The following is a 17,923-nucleotide window of genomic DNA, read 5'->3' on the forward strand; positions in this document are numbered from 1 at the left end:
TAGCCATCTGGGCTTGTCAGGACGTAGCTGATTAAGCTATAGTCCGGCCCGTTACAGGCCGGTCACAGCAAAACAGCGTTCGCTTTTGATTCGTGGCTGGCTAAAATTTTTTCGCTTTCCAAAAGAAAAAAACCGATATGGAGGAATTGATGAGCGAGCTGACAGCAGAGATGCTGGGACTGAAAAGTGTGGGCAAGGTTTATCGTAACCTCAGTTACGACGAGTTGTTTGCCCATGAGACCGACAACGCTGAAGGTAAGATTTCTGCGAACGGCACCATGATGGTCGACACCGGTAAATTTACCGGTCGTTCACCGAAGGACAAGTATTTTGTCAAGCAGTCCCCGTCTCAGGACAACATTGCCTGGGGCAACATCAACAAGCCTGTCTCTGCTGAAATTTTCGACGAACTCCATGCTGAAGTTATCGAGTACCTGTCGGGCAAAGATGTTTACGTCACTGACGGTTACTGCGGTTCCAACGAAAGCACCCGTCGCGATGTTCGTTTCATCACTGAGATTGCTTGGCAGTCCCACTTTGTCAAGAACATGTTCATCCGCCCGGATGACGCCGATCTGCCGAACTTCAAGCCCGGTTTTACCGTTTACAACGCCGCCGGCCTGACCAACCCCAAATGGGAGCAGCACGGTCTCAACTCCGAAGTCTTCGTCATCTTCAACATCGAAAAAAATGTCGCTATCATCGGTGGGACCTGGTACGGCGGCGAGATGAAGAAGGGCATCTTCACCATGATGAACTACTGGCTGCCGCTGGAGAACATTCTCTCCATGCACTGCAGCGCTAACGTCGGCAAAGACGGCGATGTTTGTCTCTTCTTCGGACTCTCAGGCACCGGCAAGACCACCCTGTCGACCGATGCGGCCCGCAAGCTGATCGGTGATGACGAGCACGGTTGGGATGCCGACGGTATCTTCAACTTCGAAGGCGGTTGCTACGCGAAATGTATCGACCTCTCCTCCGAGAGCGAGCCTGAAATTTTTAACGCTATCAAGCGTAACGCCCTGCTGGAAAACCTGGTTTATGACGAGGATACTGGCGAGATTGATTTCGCCGACGGCAGCAAGACTGAGAACACCCGGGTTTCCTACCCGATCGAGCATATCGACAACCATGAGCCGAGCCTCAAAGCCGGGCATCCGCAGAACATCATCTTCCTTACCTGCGATGCTTTCGGTGTTCTGCCTCCGGTCTCCAAGCTGACCAAAGAGCAGGCGATGTACTACTTCCTCTCTGGTTACACCGCCAAGGTCGCTGGTACCGAGCGTGGTATCACCGAGCCACAGGCAACTTTCTCCGCTTGCTTCGGCGAGGCTTTCCTGCCGCTGCACCCGACCGCTTACGCTAAGCTGCTGGGTGAGAAGATGGAGCAGTACAACGTTAACGCTTACCTGGTCAACACCGGCTGGGCCGGTGGCGGCTACGGCGTTGGTGAGAGGATGAGCATCAAGGCGACCCGCGCCTGCATCAACGCTATCCTTGATGGCAGCATCAAAAACGTCGAGTTCGACCAGACCCGTTTCTTCAAGCTGCATATTCCGAAAGAGCTGCCGGGTGTCGACAGTGACCTGCTCAATCCGCGCAACGCTTGGCCAAACAAGGATGACTTCGATAAAACCGCCAACAAGCTGGCGACCATGTTCATCGATAACTTCAAGAAGTACACGTCCGATAACGATGATTTTGACTTCACCAAGGCCGGTCCGCAGATTTAAGCCTGCAGCGGTTTGAAAAATCAAGGCGACCAGCGAACAGCTGGTCGCCTTTTTTTATGCTCATTCACTTGACAGCCAGTAGAAGAAAATTAATAATTAAAGACTAAAAATTAAATTTTGGTGATATTTTATGCACAACGAAAAATTACAAGATGTGGGGGAGTTCGGACTGATTCGACGGATTCAGCGCCAAGTCGGCGGTGGTGATCATCTCGTTTTGGGGATTGGCGATGACTGCTCCATCCAGCGGCAGGATAACAGCTGGGAGTTATTGACCAGTACCGATCTGCTGATTGAGGGCGTTCATTTCAATCGGCAATGGATCTCGATGGAAGAGCTTGGCCGCAAGTCGGCTGCAGTCAACATCAGCGATATTGCCGCCATGGGTGGACGACCCAAGAGCCTGTTTCTCGGGGTTGCCTGCCCTGGCGATATCCCGGTCGATGAACTGGAAAGTTTCAGCCGTGGCTTCGTTGCCGAAACCAATGCTTACGATGCCGTTCTCGCAGGTGGGGATACCTGCCGCTCCCTCGGGCCATTGATGATTTCCGTGACTGTGCAGGGCGAGGTTGAAAGCGGGAGGGCAATCCGCCGCGACGGTGCCGAGGTGGGAGACGCGATTTACGTCTCCGGGACTTTGGGAGACAGTGCTCTGGCGCTGCAGCAACTCTTGGCAGGCAAGCAGCCAAACCGTTACCTACTGGCGCGGCACAATACGCCGACAGCACGCGTCGCACTCGGTCGCCGCCTTGTACAGGAGCAGCTGGCCTCGTCCATGCTTGATGTTTCTGACGGTATCCTCTCTGACTTGGGGCATATCCTCGAAGCAAGCGGCGTCGGTGCAGAAATTGAGTTAGCCCGATTGCCGCTGTCGGATGAATTCCGCGCAGCATTGCAGCAGGACGGAAGCTTGCTCGATCTGGCATTGGCTGGCGGCGAGGATTATGAATTGTTGCTGACTTCCCCATTGAAAAATTTGTCTGAAAAGACACTTTCAAGTGTAGATTTGACAAGAATTGGCACGATTTGCTCTCAGCCGGGATTGCAGGTGAAGAATCAGGACGGATCGCTGTATCGCTGCTCGCGAGGTGGTTTTGACCACTTCGGCTGAAGAGCACAAATCCCCTTTTGTTGGTGGTGATGTGCCCGACGAGGCCTATCGACAAATTAGCGAGGTCCTGCGCGAGCAGCAGAATTTTATTCTCGATGGGTACAAAGATCTCTGTATCAAGAGACGGATCGCTGCGCGTATCAGGGCGGTGGGCGAGAGCTGTGCAGAAGGGTACGTAGAAAAACTGGCGGCAAGTGAAAAAGAACAGCGCCAGCTGCTGACGGCGCTGAGTATTCACGTGTCACATTTTTTTCGCAATCCGAGCACGTTTCGAATGTTGGAAAAAAAAGTGCTGCCTGAGCTGCTGCGGCGAGCCGTCCAACAGAAGAGTAAATTGAGAATCTGGAGTGTCGGTTGCGCGAACGGCGAAGAGCCTTATTCGTTGGCTCTGCTCTGCAAAAAAATGAAGATTGAGGCGGAACAGATGTCGATTATTGCGACCGACCTCAGCCCTGAGGCTCTGCAGCGGGCTAAGCGGGGCTGCTATGAAGCGAACCGGTTACGTGAATTGTCGGAAGAACAGTTGGAAAGCTTTTTCACTGTGCGGCAGCAGCAGTATTGTCTGCATGAGGAGATAAGGCGCCTGGTACGTTTTTTTCGCCACGACATTCTCAGTGATCAGCCCTTTTATCGGGCTGACCTGATTCTTTGTCGCAACGTACTGATTTACTTTTCCCGCGAGCAGCAGCAGCGAATTTTACAGATTCTGGCCGCAGCACTGCCTGAGGGGGGCTATCTGGTCCTGGGGCGGGCGGAGACTCTGGTCTCTTCGTGCCGCGAGCTGTTCCGTTGTATCGACCCGGCAGAGCGGGTTTACCAGCGGCTGAAAAAAGAAGAGCAGCTGTTGCCGACCTCACTGGTGCAGCAGCTACAGAATTTTTAGATATTTTGCAGTAAAGGGAAAAACTACCCGGCATTTAAATGATTCATGCTGTCGGCTTGAAGGAGAAAATTCATGCGCGTTGAGATCAGCTACAAATTTGTCATCGGTTTCATCTTCGTGGTGGCTTCGGTGGTGTTTCTGAACCTGCTGGTTCCGAAAATGGATGTTCCTGAGTGGACCCATCAGTGGATTACCATCGTTGGGGCCCTGCTGGTTGGCCTGGTGTTCGGATGGCTGTTTTCCAAGGCCTTTACCGCCAATATCAGCATTTTGACTGAAGGTGCTGACAGGCTGAGCAATGGCGATCTGAGCCGCAAGGTGAAACTGCGCCAGGGGGTATTCAGTGATGAAACGGAAGATTTGTCCAACTCTCTGAATCTCGTCGTCGACAGCTTGCGCAACCTGGTCGGGCAGATTCGCAGCAGCTCGGTGAATGTCAACGAGTCTTCGCTGGGGCTGGCGACGACGGCGGAGGAGATGACCGCGACTTCACACGAAATAGCAGGGTCCATCGAACAGATCAGCCGCGGTGCCGAAACCCAGGCAGAGATGGTCGAGCGGGTCTCCAAAGTAACCAAAGAGATGGCCAGCGAAATCGAGCTGATCGCGACTTCGGCCGGCAAGCTGTTTCAGTCTGCAGAAGAGACCACCATGACGGCCCGCCAGGGTGAAAATATGGCGACGACTGCTCTCGGCAACATGAAATCGGTGCTGGAGCAGGTGGAAGAGAACAGTAAGCTGATCGTCTCTTTCAGCGAGCAGGTCCAGCAGATCGGTAGCATTATCGACGTGATTACGACGATCGCGCAGAAGACCAACCTGCTTGCACTTAACGCCACCATTGAGGCGGCCCGTGCCGGGGAATATGGTCATGGTTTTGCTGTCGTTGCTGAAGAGGTCAGCAAGCTGGCCGACAGCACAGGAGAGTCAGCAGGGGAAATTACCCGCCTGATCGAATCTACGCGCGAGCAAAGCTTGAAGGTCCATCAGTCGATGACCGAAAGTGTCAAATCGATCGATGAAGGACGTGAGGCGATCGATATCGCCGGTAGCTCTTTCGCTGCAATTATCGATAAAGCCGAAGCAGCCCAGATTAAAGCATCCAAGATTACCGAGCTGACCGGCAATCAGCACACCGGGGCTCACGCCATCGTTGAAGCGATCGAAGAGATTGCCCGCGTTGCCGAGGATAACGCCGCCTCGACCGAAGAAGTGTCAGCGGCGACCGAAGAGCAATCGGCCTCGATGGAAGAGATGACTTTTGCTTCTCAGCGGCTGTCGAAACTAGCGGATGAACTGTTGACCTCGGTCAGCCGTTTTAACCTCGGCGCCGATATCGGTAACGGTCAGGCATGAGCCAGCTGCTGCCGTTCAATCTTGGCCTGGAGATCTATGCTCTGGAACTGGCCGATGTGCAGGAGGTCGTGGAGCATCAGGCTGTCTTCCCGCTGCCGGGGGTGGCCACAACGATCAGTGGAGCCATTGGCTTCCATGGGCGAATTGTGCCGGTTGTTGATCTGCCATTATTGCTCGGTTTCGACGCAGGTCCACGCTCCGACCGAATGATCGTGCTGACCGACGTGCACGGCCCGGTTGCTTTGAGCATTGACCGACTGCAGCGGATTATCACTCTCGACCTGGCGCACTGCACCTTGTCGCAGAGTGAGTCGGAAGAGGATTGTATTCGCGGTGTCATCGACCGCGACGGAGAAATGATCAGTCTGCTCGATCTGGAGCAGCTTCGCCTGGTGCTTGACCGGGTGTGCAGCGAAACAGGGGGCTGAAGTGGCAAAACAGGTGATGATCGTTGACGATGCGTTATTCATGCGCAGCATGTTGCGCGATATTTTTGAAGCGGCCGGCTGGCAGGTGGTGGCTGAGGCAGAAAATGGTCAACAGGCGGTTGAGCTGTTCGCTCAGCACCAGCCCGATCTGGTGACCATGGATATTGTCATGCCAGAGATGAGCGGGCTGGACGCCATGCAGAAAATCCTCAGTGACTACCCTGAAGCAAAAGTGGTGATGTGCAGTGCTCTCGGTCAGGAAAGCATGGTGATGGAAGCGATCAAGGCCGGAGCCAAGGATTTTATTGTGAAGCCGTTTCAGGACGAACAGGTTATTGACGTTGTTGATCGGGTCTGCGCTGCTTGAAAACAGGCTCCCTAGGCAGGATTTTTGATGGATATTGAAAAATATCGCAAAATGTTTCTCAGCGAAGCCGGCGAACATCTTGAGAAGATGGCCGAGCAGCTGGTCGCGGTAGAGGCCGATCCACAGAACAGTGACGGAATCGATGCTCTTTTCCGCGAGGCTCATTCTATTAAGGGGATGGCTGCAACCATGGGCTACGATGCCACTGCGCGCGTGTCCCATCGCCTGGAAGACGAGCTGCAGAATTGCCGCGAGCAGGGAGAAGTTGACAGCGAGATGATCGATCGGCTGCTGACCGGGGTCGACCTGCTGGAATCCTTGCTGGAGGATATTTCCGAGGGACGTGCCGAGCGGAGTGTTGACGACTTTATCAATGGCGTGATGCTGGTAGAAGAGTTGGAGCCGATCCCTGAAGAAGACAGCTGTGATTTGGCTGGTGAGGGGGTGTTGGTGCGACTGAGGTTGGCCGACAGCGTTGCCGCACCGGGCCCACGCCTGCTGGTTTTGCTGACACGAATGGCCGAATTCGGGACTGTTCTCGAAGCCAAACCGAGCGAAGAGCAGCTACTGCAGGGGGAGATCAGTCGAATTCTGCTGGTGCGATTGGCGACCGAGGCATCGCAGGAAGAGATCCGGCAACGACTGCAATGTTACCGCGAGCTGAACGCTATCGAGTTCCCCGTCGCTGTGCTGGAAAAGGACCAGCAGCGCAAGGTCTCACGGAAGAGTGGAACAACAGTGCGGGTCGATACCGATCTGCTCGATCGATTTATCAACCTGACTGGCGAACTGTTGACCAACCGGTACCAGTTACAGAGCGCTGCTGGAGAACGTAACTGGCGCGAAATGAACGAGGGATTAAGCCAGCTGGCACGACTGGTGAAAAACCTGCACCATCAGGTTCTGCAGGTGCGGATGATGCCGTTGGAAAGCATTACCGGACGTCTGCCGCGCGCCGTGCGCGATCTCTGTCGCAGCAGTGGCAAAGAGGTTGAGTTCAGCGTTGAAGGCGCATCTATCGAGTTAGATCGGGCGATCCTGGAAGAATTGGCCGATCCTTTAACCCACATGATCCGCAACGCCATCGATCACGGTATTGAGCAAACAGGTAGTGTGCAGATTAAATCCTGGCGGGAGCGGGATCAGGTCCTGATTCAGGTGGCGGATGATGGGCGTGGGATTGATCCTGAAAAAGTGCGTAAGCGGGCCATTGAGCGTAATCTTATCAGCCCGGCGCAAGCACAGGTGATGCGCGACTATGATGTGCTGCAGCTGATTTGTCAGCCCGGCTTTTCAACCGCCGAGCAGGTGACCGAAACCTCCGGTCGCGGCGTTGGCATGGACGTGGTGAAAACTTCTGTAGAAAAGCTTGGCGGAGTGCTGCTGATCGATTCGACTCCGGGCGAAGGCACCCGCATCAGTCTGAAGTTGCCATTGTCGGTCGCGATTATTCGTGTGCTGATGATCGAGTGCGCCGGCTGCTTGCTCGGTATCCCGATCACCCGTGTGTTGCAGACCGTTGAAATTTCGCCGAAAGAGGTCCAGACCAGCGGTAAACAGCTGGTGATTTCCCTGCATGGTGAACTGCTGCCGCTCCTGTCATTGCGGAAAATTCTGCGTCAACCGAAAGGGCCGGCCTCAAACCTGCTGTCGCTGGTGGTGACCGAGGTGTTTGGTCGCAAGGTTGGGCTGGTGATTGATCGTCTGGTTGGCCAGCAGGAAGTGTTCGTGCAGCCACTGCCGAGCCCTTTTGATCGCTTACGTGGCAACAGCGGCGGAGCGATCCTCGGCGACGGCCGGATTCTGTTTTTGATCGATCTGCAGTCGATGCTGGAAAAGCGTCGGACGAAAGGGAGCTGAATGGGGAAGGAGCTGCAAAAAGTCAAACTGCGGCAGATGACCCAGAAGGGTCTGGATCAGGCCGCGGCCATGCTTTCACGCCTGCTGCGACAGCAGATACAGATCGAAGTCAGCGGGAGTTGGTCGAGAGATTGTGGCTGTCTTGGTGATGCTGATTCCGTTTGGCTCGGGGTTTATATGGGGGTCTGTGGCGAGCTGCAGGGCGGTCTTCTGCTGGTCCTGAGCGAAAAAAGAGCCCGGAGTATGGCCCAGCAGCTCCTCGGCATGCCGGTTGGTGCAGCCTTGACCGAAGAGCCTGCTTGTTCAACCCTGCGTGAAGTCGGCAATATCGTTGCCTCCGCCTTTCTTGCCAGCATTGATGATCAGCTCGGTTTGCGGGCACTGCCGGAACCACCGCAACTTCATGTCGCACAGCTGGACAGATTGCTGGAACAGCATCGGACACAGCAGAAGGATGCCTGCCTGGCCGTGCGTACCGACCTTGTCGGCGCCGAGACTGGACCGGTGGAAGGGGCAATCTTTCTGCTGCCGGAGCAAGCTTCACTCGATCTGCTCTACCAGCGGATCGACCAGGCCAGCTGAACTATCCCCGCCGGGGAAAACCTGCTACTATCCTGCCGATGACGTCCTATCAGGAGTAAATTGATGAAGTATAAATTGTTCGCCTTGCTGCTTTGCTGTTTGTTTCTGCCTGCTGTCGCGTTTGCAGAAATTACGCTGGAGGATGTTGTCGCTGCGCTGGAAGCCCCTTTCAAAGCGGGAGCACAGGTGAGAATCCATGATTTCCAGGCCGATTTTCTGCAGCAGTCGCACCTTGCCTCTATCGATCGGGTCCAGCGCGGTCGCGGTGATGTCAGCTTTAAATTCGCAACAGAAAAGGCGATGTTCCGCTGGAACTACAGCGAGCCGGAAGAACAGCAGATTATTTCCGACGGCACCAGTATGTGGGTCTATCAGCCGGAGAATCGGCAGGTGATTGAAAGCGATATCAGCGGAGTCGCTCAAAGTGATAACCCGGTGACCTTTCTCAGCCATCTTGGGGATGTCTCGCGTAATTTTCAGATCGGTTGGGGCGCGCCGAAAACCGATAGCAACGATAACCTGATCCTGCAGCTGCAACCGAAAAAAGCCTCGCAACTGATTCACAGCCTGCGACTCACTGTCAGCCGGAAGGCGGTCGTCGATTTTGTTGAACATCAGCGCAGTGGCAAGTATTTCCCGATCCTCGCTACCAGCCTGACCGATCCGAACGGCAACCGTACTGACATCGAGTTTCAGTCGATAAAGCAGAACACCGGCCTCGTCACAGAAGAGTTTGTTTTTCTGCGCCCGCAGGGGGTCGAGTTGGTGCGCCCGGCCGATAGCTATCCTGGTTTTTAATCGAGCAGAGAAAAAAGAGAGATAAATTCACCGCCCCGATGCTTTCATGCCGGGGCGGTTTTGTGTTATAAGGCTCTGATTCTTTGAGGATTATTGAGAAATAGACAGATATAAAAGGAGTAGATAAATGCCAAGTTTTGACATTGTTTCCAAGGTTGACCTGCAGGAAGTTGACAACGCCATCAACCAGGCAACCAAAGAGATCGGCCAGCGCTACGATTTCAAAGGCACGACCAACGAGTTAACGCTGGAGAACGAGACCCTGACCATACTCGCTGCCGATGATTACAAGCTGCAGGCGATCAAGGACATCATCATCGCCAAACTGGTGCGGCGCAAGGTGTCGCCGAAATGCTTCGATTACGGCAAGGAAGAGCCGGCCTCTCACGGTGCCGTGCGGGTCAAGGCGTCAATCCAGCAAGGGATCAGTAAGGAGAAGGGCAAGGAGATCGTCAAGCTGATCAAGAATACCAAGCTGAAGGTCCAGGCACAGATCATGGACGACCAGGTACGGGTGACCGGCAAGAAGATCGACGATCTGCAGGCAGTGATGCAGGAGCTCAAGGGCAAAGATCTTGGCATCGAGCTGCAGTTCGAAAACATGCGTTCGTAACGGGAAAATCTGTGGAAAAATTCAAAGTCAGTTTAGTCAGCCTCGGCTGTGCGAAAAATCTGGTCGATGCCGAGGTGATGCTTGGGCATCTGCCACTCGATCGTTACGAGATTGTTCTTGATGACAGCCAGGCTGATATCATCATCGTCAATACCTGTTCCTTCATCAACGATGCTAAAGAAGAATCGGTCGACACCATTCTTGAAGTGGCTGATTTTAAGCAGGAGGGTCATTGCAAGCTGCTGGTGGTGACTGGATGCCTGCCGCAACGCTACAAGGAGGATCTGGCCAAGCAGCTGCCGGAAGTCGACCTGTTTATCGGTATCGGTGAGGTGCCGCGTTTGGTCGAACTGATAGAGCGTCAGTTGCAGCAGGGCAAGCCGAGCGTTGAGGTTGGCGAACCCGATTTTCTTTACGATCACCAAACGCCACGGGTCAACTCGTCTCCCTTCTACAGCAGCTACATCAAGATCGCCGAAGGCTGCTCAAATTACTGCTCCTACTGCATCATCCCGCAACTGCGTGGTGGGTTGCGTTCTCGCGCCATAGATTCGGTAGTGAAAGAAGCGCGCAACCTGGCAGCCCAGGGGGTGAAGGAGATCAACCTGATCGCTCAGGATATTACTGCGTACGGGATGGACCGGGCGGACGGCGCAACGATCGAGACGTTGCTTAAAGAGCTGGTAAAAGTCGAAGAGATTGACTGGATTCGCCTGCTTTATGCCTATCCCGAAGGTGTTTCCGACGAATTGATCGACCTGATTGCCACAGAGGATAAAATCTGCAACTACCTTGACATACCACTGCAGCATATTGATGATCAGGTGCTGGCGGCAATGAATCGGCGCCTGGGCGAAGAGGGTATCCGGGCGCTGCTGAAAAAGCTGCGCGAACGGATCCCCGACCTGACCCTGCGCACCTCTTTCATTGTTGGGTTCCCTGGCGAGACCCGCGAGCAGTATGACAAGTTGCTCGAATTCGTCAAAGAGGGGCACTTCGAGCGAGTCGGCGTCTTCCGCTACTCGCGTGAAGAGGGGACCGGGGCGGCTGAGTTGCCGGACCAAGTGCCGGGCCAGACCAAACGAGGTCGTCTCAACCGCCTGATGAAGGCGCAGGCGCGCGTTTCCTTTAACAAGAACCGTGCTCTGATCGGTCGCACCGAGACAGTTCTGGTGGAAGGTTATAGCGACGAAACCGATCTGTTGTTGAAAGGGCGCAGTGCCCGGCAGGCACCAGATGTCGATGGCCAGTTCCTGATTACCTCCGGACAAGCCGATGTTGGCGAGCTGGTGCAACTTAAAATTACCGATTCCTCCGAATACGACCTGATCGGTGAGATCATCGAGGAGTAAGCGATGTTCGGGCGCCAATGGGTGACTCTGCTGCTGGTGCTGATTGCGGCGCTGCTCTGGTGGCGGTTGCCTCCGGGTGAGCAGCAGCTCTCCCGCACCGCACTGGTGATGGGCACTCTGGTTGAGATCAAAGCTTTCGGCGATGACGAGGAGCAGCTCGACAGCGCCATCAGTAAAGCCTTTGCCGAGATGACCCGGCTGGAAGCTTTGCTATCCAGTCACCAGCCGAAGAGTGAGATCTCCCGCCTGTCGAATTCGGCTGATGAATTTGTTGCCAGCCCGGAAACAATTGAATTGATCAGCTTGGGGCGAAAGATCGCCGAACGCAGCAACGGCGCGTTCGATATGACCCTCGGAGCCTTGAAAAAGCTTTGGGCGATCGAGAGTGAGAATCCACAAGTTCCCAGCGAGGAGCAGATTGCCGTAGCCTTGCAGGGCGTCGGGCCGGAAGCTTTGCAACTGGATGGCAACCGGGTGCGCAAAAAACTGCCAGGCCTGCAGGTTGATCTCGGTGGTATCGCCAAAGGCTACGCTGTCGATCGGGCGCTGGCGCTTCTGCGCGCGGCTGGAATCACCTCCGCGTCTGTCAATGCTGGCGGCGATATCGCCCTGCTGGGCGATCACGATGGCCGCCCCTGGCGCATCGGCATCCAGCATCCGCGCAAATCGGGCGAACTGCTGGCGGCTCTCGAGCTGAGCGACCGGGCGGTGGTTTCCTCCGGTGATTACGAGCGTTTCTTTGAGCAGGATGGCATCCGCTATCATCATATCTTCGACCCCCGTAGTGGCCAGCCGGCCCGACTCTGCCAGAGTGTGACCGTGGTTGCCGCCGATGCCGCCAGTGCCGATGCTTTGGCCACTGCTGCCTTTGTGCTTGGCCCGGAAGAGGGGTTACAGTTGCTTGAACAATTGCCGGACGTCGAAGGATTGATCATTGCGAACAACGGCAAAGAATGGCAAACGAGCGGTTTGCCACAGAGCCAATGATGAAAGTCTTCGGTTGGCGACGGCGGTTGACTCCGTTCGATCGAAAGCTGACGGCCATACTGGCAATTTGTGTTTTCATAAGCTTTCTGTTGCCGCTGCGGCAGGGGATTGGGGCGCGAGTCCTGGTTGAACGGGATGGTAAGGTGATTTATACCGCTGATTTAGATCATGATCAGCAGGTTGAGCTGCAGGGACCGCTCGGTGTTACCGTACTGCAGATCGAGGATCATGCAGCGCGGGTTATCAGTTCCCCTTGCCCACAAAAGATTTGCATCGGGCTGGGCAAAGCGAAGCACTCCGGCGACCTGCTCGCCTGTGTGCCGAACAGGCTGGTGATCCGGATCGAAGGGGACGAAGAAAAGGAGCGGGGTTATGACCTCCTCAGCCGTTGATCCGGTTGCCCTTGAGCAGACCCGGCAGCGGGTTTTCATGGCGCTCTTTATCGCTCTGGCAGTGGCGTTGCACACTTTTGAGGCACTTTTGCCGAACCCGTTGCCCTGGTTCCGCATCGGTCTGGCCAACATTATGGCACTAACAGCGCTGTTTATTTACGGAGTGCAGGCGCTCTGGATCGTCAACATGGCGCGCATTCTGGTTGGCAGCCTGTTGCTCGGCAACCTGTTTTCCCCGGCATTTCTGCTCTCTTTTTCCGGTGGTCTGCTGGCAACCTTGCTGATGGGGTTGTCGTTTCGTCTCTTTCGGCCGAAGATCGGCCCTGTCGGGGTTTCGCTCTGTGGTGCTGTCGGTCATATCGGCGGTCAAATGCTGATCGCCTGGCTGCTGATTGTGCGTCACCCCTCAATCTGGATGATGCTGCCTTTCTTCCTGCTGTTCGCCCTGATCAGTGGTATGCTCAATGGGTTGGTCGCCGATTATTTGCTGGAAGCCTTGAGCGGACATCCGGCCTTTGGCCGATTGCGCACAATGTTTGCAAAACAGGGGTGAGATGTTTTTATTCAACCCTTACATTGATAATGGAGAATCAGAATGAAAGTTGTTCTTCCCGTCGCTGGCAAAGGCACCCGTTTGCGCCCGCATACGCATACCAAGGCCAAGTCACTGGTACATGTCGCCGGTAAGACCGTCCTGGAACACATCATCGAACGCCTGCAGGCGATCGATGTTGAAGAGTTCATTTTCATTACAGATGAGAACGGTCAGCAGGTTGCCAATTTTATGCAGAGTAAGTTTCCCGAGCTCAAGTGCTCTTACCTGGTGCAGAAAGAGCGGCTCGGTCCGGCGCACGCGGTTGCTCTGGCGGCTCCACAGGTCAGCGAGGGGGATGATTTGCTGGTGGTCTTCAACGACACTATTTTTGTCACCGATCTGGCGAAGATCCCCAAGCTTTGTGAAGATGCCGACGGCTTGATTTATTCGAAAGAGGTCGAAGATTATCAACGCTTCGGCGTCAACGTGATGCGCGATGGTTACATTGTCGATATGGTGGAGAAGCCGGATACGCCGATTTCCAGGCTGGCGCAGGTCGGTCTCTATTATATGAAGGATGGCGCCGGGTTCATTCGGGCGATCGAAAAGACGATCGAAGCGGGTGAAACGGTCAAGGGTGAGTATTATTTGCCATCGGTGTTCATGCGCATGATCGGCGAAGGTGCCAAGTTCAAAGCACCGGAGATCGATGACTGGCTCGATTGCGGCAAGCCGGAAACTCTGCTTGAAACTAATCGTTTTCTGCTCAAGGGACGGCATCACATTCATGGCGAAGCGGTCAATTGCGTGCTGATCGAACCGGTGCATATCGAGCGCGGTGCGATCGTCAGAAACTCGATTATCGGCCCGAACGTTTCAGTCGCCGCCGGCAGCCGGATTGAAAATTCCGTTATTAGCAATTCGATCATCAACGCCGAAAACAAAGTCAGCAACCTGATTCTGGAGGAGTCGTTGCTGGGAGATTCCGTGACGCTCGTCGGCTCTCCCCGTAGAATGAACATCGGCGATCATTCGTTGATAGAAATGGACCAGTAAAAGAAATTATGGACTACCAGCAGTATCTGCCATATCTGATTCCTCCTCTGCTCGGGGCTTTGATCGGTTACGTGACCAACTACATTGCCATCCGCATGTTGTTCCGGCCGCTACGCCCCTGGCGCTTTCTCGGTATCCGCATTCCGCTGACGCCTGGAATTATCCCGTCCAAACGGGGTGAGTTGGCGCGCAAGATGGGCGAGATGGTTGGTGAACATCTGCTGACGGTCGATGATGTCGGCCGGGCGTTTGAAAAAGATTCAATTCAGCGTGAGCTCCGGCTGGCAGTGACTGACAAGCTTGGTGTGTTCCTTGACCGTGAACTGGGTCCGTTGGAGTCGCTGATACCGGATCGTTTCCGTGCCCGTTTCCGCGAACTGGTCGACCTGCTGCGTGGCAAAGTGGTCAAGCTGGTGTTCGATTACCTGCAAAGCGATGCCTTTGAGCAGAAGCTGCGCGATTACCTGCAGCGGCAGGGGGATCAGCTGCTGGCGCGCGATCTCGCCAGCTTCCTCACCCCGCAACGTTACCGCGACCTGCAGCTGCACCTCGATGGCAAATACGCCGAGTTCTTTCAGTCGCCGAAGGTAGCCAACGCCGTCGGCAACTATATCGATGCCAAGACCGAGAAACTGTTTTCCAGCGATAAGCCGCTGAAGGATGTGCTACCGAAAGATCTGGTCGAGTTGCTTCTGGCCCAGCTGGAGAAGGAACTGCCACCGTTGGCGGAGAAGTTCGGTGGCATGTTGTACGATCCGCAGTTTCGCAAGCGGCTGGTGAAAAAGGGCAAAAAGGCGATCGATTCCTTCCTCGATTCTCTCGGTGGGCTGGCCGGATTGCTCAGCGGTTTTATCGACCTGAACAAGATTTACGATAAAATTCCTGAATTTCTCGACAAGGCGGGTGACGAGATCGCCAAGTGGCTGCGCGAAGCGGAAACCCAGGAGCAACTGGCGAAGCTGTTGCGCGAGCGGGTCGATATGTTACTTGAACGTTCTCTAGCCAGCTATCTGGAGAAGCTACCCTACGAAAAAGTGGTCGGTACACGGCAGTTTATCCGCAACCAGGTGGTCGAGACGATTCAGTCGCGTAAAACCATCGACACCGCACTGATTCTCACCGAGAGCGCCATCGACCGGATCAAGGATCGCTCCTTCGACAACCTTTTGCGTACGACGATGCCGGACGGCGGGGTCGAGCGGGCACGCAATCAACTCGCTGAGAAGCTGCTGTCGGTGATCCGTTCCGCGGAAGCACGACAGGCGCTGGAAACCATCCTCACTGAACAGAGCGAGGAATGGATTTACCGAAAACCGCTCGGTCTGCTCTCCGCCCGTTTGCCGGGGGACCTGCGCAGCGAGCTGGAAGCGGCTGTTTGCCAACTGGTTGAAGAGTTGCTGAAAAAGGAAGCGCCGCGCCTGGTCGAGACCCTCAACGTCAAGAAGATGGTTGAGGAGAAAGTTAACGGTCTTGATATCCTGCAGGTTGAAGGCCTGTTGATGGGGATCATGAAAGAGCAGTTCAAGTACATCAACCTGTTCGGGGCGCTGCTCGGTTTCCTGATCGGGTTTATCAACCTGTTGGCGTTGCAGTTTATGTGATTTGAATTGTAGCGGTTCGTTGGGGAGCTCCTGCCCACTCTGAGCCGTGCTGAATGGTTACATTCAATGGTAAAAGGAGAGCCGGATGTTCGAAAATGACGAGGATCTGAAAGGGCAGTTACGGCGGGTTCTGGCTTCGGTGGAGCAGTTGCTGCCGCAGGCGGTGGGCGAGGTCGACTGGAGCGGGACCATAGCCGCCAACTGGCGTCGCCATTCTTTTGCCGGTTACCTGGAACCGGTCGATGAGGTCGATCCAGTGCAGCTGGATGACCTGCTCGGCATCGACAAGCAGAAGCGGGTCCTCGATGAAAACACCCGCCAGTTCGTCAGCGGCTATCCCTCCAACAACGTGTTGCTCTGGGGGACGCGCGGCACCGGTAAATCGACGCTGGTACGGGCGCTGCTTAACACCTATGCTGATCGTGGTTTGCGGGTTATTCAGGTCGATAAAGATGACCTGATCTATCTGCCCGATATCTTTTCCGCGATCAAAGGGCAGGAGTATCACTTTATCATTCTTTGCGATGATCTTTCCTTCGAGGCCGGGGAATCGAGTTACAAGATGTTGAAAAGCGCTCTCGACGGCTCGGTTTACGCCGCACCGCAGAACGTCCGTTTTTACGTCACCTCCAACCGGCGCTACCTCTTGCCGGAGTATGAGACCGACAACCTTGGTTTCAAAATGGTCAACAACGAGCTGCACGCTGGTGAGGGGGTGGAAGAAAAAAGTTCGCTGGCTGATCGCTTCGGTCTCTGGGTGCCTTTCCATCTTTTTACCCAGGATCAGTATTTTGAACTGGTGAAACAGATCACTGGCCGACTGGCGCAAGAGAGCGGAATCAGCGTAGAATGGAACAAGGAATTACGCGACGCGGCTTTGCGCTGGTCGCATGACAAGAGCAAGCGCTGTGGCCGGACGGCATTACAATTTTCCCGCTACTGGGTCGGTCAGCAGCTGTTGAAACGGAGTTGAGATGGAACGAGCAACTTTTGCCGCTGGTTGTTTCTGGGGCATTGAAGAAGTCTTCCGCACCACCGAAGGGGTGATTGAAACCCAGGTTGGCTACATGGGGGGTAGTGTCGAAAACCCGACCTATCAATTGGTTTGTACGGGCGAGACCGGCCATGCCGAGGTGGTCGATCTGCGGTTTGACCCAGAGGTGATCAGCTATGCACAGCTGCTGGATATTTTCTGGCGCAAGCACAACCCGACGACACTCAACCGGCAGGGCTGGGATATCGGCACGCAGTACCGCAGCGCGATTTTTTATCACAGTGAGCAACAGCGCACTGTTGCCGAGCAGTCGAAAACAGAGATGGACGCAAGTGACCGCTATGACGACGTGATTGTGACGGAAATCACGCCTTCAGGGCCGTTCTGGCGCGCGGAAGAGTATCATCAGCACTACATTCTGAAAAACAAGCCTTCCAGTTGCGGTGGCTAAAGGAGCAGAACGATCCTTTTTTCCTCGCTGCAAAAATCGCTGCGTTTAACCAATCTGCTTCAGTTGGCCGCCTTCCTGCTGGTCGTTCTCGGCTGCTTCTGGGGATTGCTGCAGGGGGCAGAAAACCTCGGTTATAGCTGGCACTGGACCCGGGTACCGCGCTACCTCTACAAAATCACTGATGAAGGCTGGCAGGCCGGCCCCTTGTTGCAAGGATTATGGCTGACGCTGGAAATTACGGTTGTCAGCCTGCTACTGTCGCTAGTGATCGGTCTGCTCACGGCGCTGATGCGCCTCTCCCGCAGCCCAATGGCAAAGGGGATCGCCTGGGTTTACCTGGAGGCGATCCGCAATACGCCGTTGCTGATCCAGATTTTCATCATCTATTTCGTCTTCGCACCGATCCTTGATCTCGGCCGTTTCAGTTCTGCGGTGTTGGCGCTCAGCCTGTTCGAAGGCGCTTACGCCTCGGAGATCATCCGTGCAGGAATTCTCGCGATCCCGCTTGGTCAGTGGGAAGCGTCCGCCTCTCTCGGCCTCAAGCCGCCGCAGATTTATCGCTTCATCATTCTGCCGCAGGCGATCCGGCAGATGATTCCGCCGCTGACCAGTCAGGGGATCTCGCTGATCAAAGACTCCGCGCTGGTGTCGACTATCGCTATTTACGACCTGACCATGCAGGGGCAACAGATCGTGGCAGAAACCTTCCTTACTTTTGAAATCTGGTTCACGGTGGCAGCGATTTACCTGCTGGTCACCACATTACTCTCTCTTCTGGTAAGATATCTGGAATCTTTGTTTTCTGTTCAATAACCTGAAATTCT

19 protein-coding genes are annotated in these 17,923 nt (G+C 54.8%); all 19 read left to right on the top strand.

The window, feature by feature from the left end; translation table 11 throughout:
• Positions 1-149 precede the first annotated feature (149 nt).
• The 19 genes from pckA to BUB13_RS12685 all read left to right on the top strand — a co-directional run bounded on the left by pckA (position 150) and on the right by BUB13_RS12685 (position 17,912).
• Positions 150-1,733, top strand: a complete 1,584-nt coding sequence (pckA, locus tag BUB13_RS12595; RefSeq protein WP_208610167.1) for a phosphoenolpyruvate carboxykinase (ATP) — start codon at positions 150-152, stop codon at positions 1,731-1,733.
• A 130-nt stretch (positions 1,734-1,863) separates the two neighbouring features.
• Positions 1,864-2,844, top strand: a complete 981-nt coding sequence (thiL, locus tag BUB13_RS12600) for a thiamine-phosphate kinase (RefSeq protein WP_072909123.1) — start codon at positions 1,864-1,866, stop codon at positions 2,842-2,844.
• A complete protein-coding gene (locus BUB13_RS12605) occupies positions 2,828-3,727 on the top strand; it encodes a CheR family methyltransferase (RefSeq protein ID WP_072909181.1) in 900 nt (299 codons plus the stop codon). Before thiL ends, BUB13_RS12605 begins: the two co-directional genes overlap by 17 nt.
• A 72-nt stretch (positions 3,728-3,799) precedes the next feature.
• On the top strand, positions 3,800-5,083 hold the full coding sequence (locus BUB13_RS12610; RefSeq protein WP_072909124.1) for a methyl-accepting chemotaxis protein: 1,284 nt from the start codon (positions 3,800-3,802) through the stop codon (positions 5,081-5,083).
• The gene (locus tag BUB13_RS12615; RefSeq protein WP_072909125.1) at positions 5,080-5,511 is read left to right on the top strand and encodes a chemotaxis protein CheW; all 432 of its coding nucleotides are present in this window, start codon (positions 5,080-5,082) and stop codon (positions 5,509-5,511) included. Before BUB13_RS12610 ends, BUB13_RS12615 begins: the two co-directional genes overlap by 4 nt.
• Position 5,512: 1 nt before the next feature.
• Positions 5,513-5,878 (top strand): response regulator, encoded by a 366-nt coding sequence (locus tag BUB13_RS12620; protein WP_139249379.1) that lies wholly within the window; start codon positions 5,513-5,515, stop codon positions 5,876-5,878.
• Positions 5,879-5,905: 27 nt separating this feature from the next.
• Positions 5,906-7,738 (top strand): chemotaxis protein CheA, encoded by a 1,833-nt coding sequence (locus BUB13_RS12625; protein WP_072909126.1) that lies wholly within the window; start codon positions 5,906-5,908, stop codon positions 7,736-7,738.
• On the top strand, positions 7,739-8,320 hold the full coding sequence (locus tag BUB13_RS12630; RefSeq protein ID WP_072909127.1) for a chemotaxis protein CheC: 582 nt from the start codon (positions 7,739-7,741) through the stop codon (positions 8,318-8,320). It abuts the gene before it with no gap.
• 63 nt (positions 8,321-8,383) lie between these two features.
• Positions 8,384-9,118, top strand: a complete 735-nt coding sequence (locus tag BUB13_RS12635) for a LolA family protein (RefSeq protein WP_072909128.1) — start codon at positions 8,384-8,386, stop codon at positions 9,116-9,118.
• A gap of 127 nt (positions 9,119-9,245) precedes the next feature.
• A complete protein-coding gene (locus BUB13_RS12640) occupies positions 9,246-9,731 on the top strand; it encodes a YajQ family cyclic di-GMP-binding protein (RefSeq protein WP_072909129.1) in 486 nt (161 codons plus the stop codon).
• An 11-nt stretch (positions 9,732-9,742) separates the two neighbouring features.
• Entirely contained in the window at positions 9,743-11,083 is a 1,341-nt protein-coding gene (rimO, locus tag BUB13_RS12645) for a 30S ribosomal protein S12 methylthiotransferase RimO (RefSeq protein ID WP_072909130.1), read from the top strand.
• 3 nt (positions 11,084-11,086) lie between these two features.
• Positions 11,087-12,070 (top strand): FAD:protein FMN transferase, encoded by a 984-nt coding sequence (locus BUB13_RS12650; RefSeq protein ID WP_072909131.1) that lies wholly within the window; start codon positions 11,087-11,089, stop codon positions 12,068-12,070.
• Entirely contained in the window at positions 12,070-12,462 is a 393-nt protein-coding gene (locus BUB13_RS12655; protein WP_072909132.1) for a NusG domain II-containing protein, read from the top strand. Before BUB13_RS12650 ends, BUB13_RS12655 begins: the two co-directional genes overlap by 1 nt.
• Positions 12,443-13,015, top strand: coding sequence for a Gx transporter family protein (locus BUB13_RS12660; RefSeq protein ID WP_072909133.1), 573 nt, complete (start codon positions 12,443-12,445; stop codon positions 13,013-13,015). The genes BUB13_RS12655 and BUB13_RS12660 overlap by 20 nt, the downstream gene beginning before the upstream one ends.
• Positions 13,016-13,057: 42 nt before the next feature.
• Positions 13,058-14,053, top strand: coding sequence for a sugar phosphate nucleotidyltransferase (locus tag BUB13_RS12665; RefSeq protein WP_072909134.1), 996 nt, complete (start codon positions 13,058-13,060; stop codon positions 14,051-14,053).
• An 8-nt stretch (positions 14,054-14,061) separates the two neighbouring features.
• Entirely contained in the window at positions 14,062-15,654 is a 1,593-nt protein-coding gene (locus tag BUB13_RS12670; RefSeq protein ID WP_072909135.1) for a DUF445 family protein, read from the top strand.
• 85 nt (positions 15,655-15,739) lie between these two features.
• Complete coding sequence (locus BUB13_RS12675) at positions 15,740-16,627, top strand: ATP-binding protein (protein WP_072909136.1); 888 nt, start codon at positions 15,740-15,742, stop codon at positions 16,625-16,627.
• Between the two features lies 1 nt (position 16,628).
• Positions 16,629-17,099, top strand: coding sequence for a peptide-methionine (S)-S-oxide reductase MsrA (gene msrA / locus BUB13_RS12680; protein ID WP_072909137.1), 471 nt, complete (start codon positions 16,629-16,631; stop codon positions 17,097-17,099).
• A gap of 63 nt (positions 17,100-17,162) precedes the next feature.
• Positions 17,163-17,912, top strand: coding sequence for an amino acid ABC transporter permease (locus tag BUB13_RS12685; RefSeq protein ID WP_208610168.1), 750 nt, complete (start codon positions 17,163-17,165; stop codon positions 17,910-17,912).
• The last annotated feature ends 11 nt before the right edge of the window (positions 17,913-17,923 follow it).

This window comes from Malonomonas rubra DSM 5091, assembly GCF_900142125.1.
GTDB classification, from domain to species: domain Bacteria; phylum Desulfobacterota; class Desulfuromonadia; order Desulfuromonadales; family Geopsychrobacteraceae; genus Malonomonas; species Malonomonas rubra.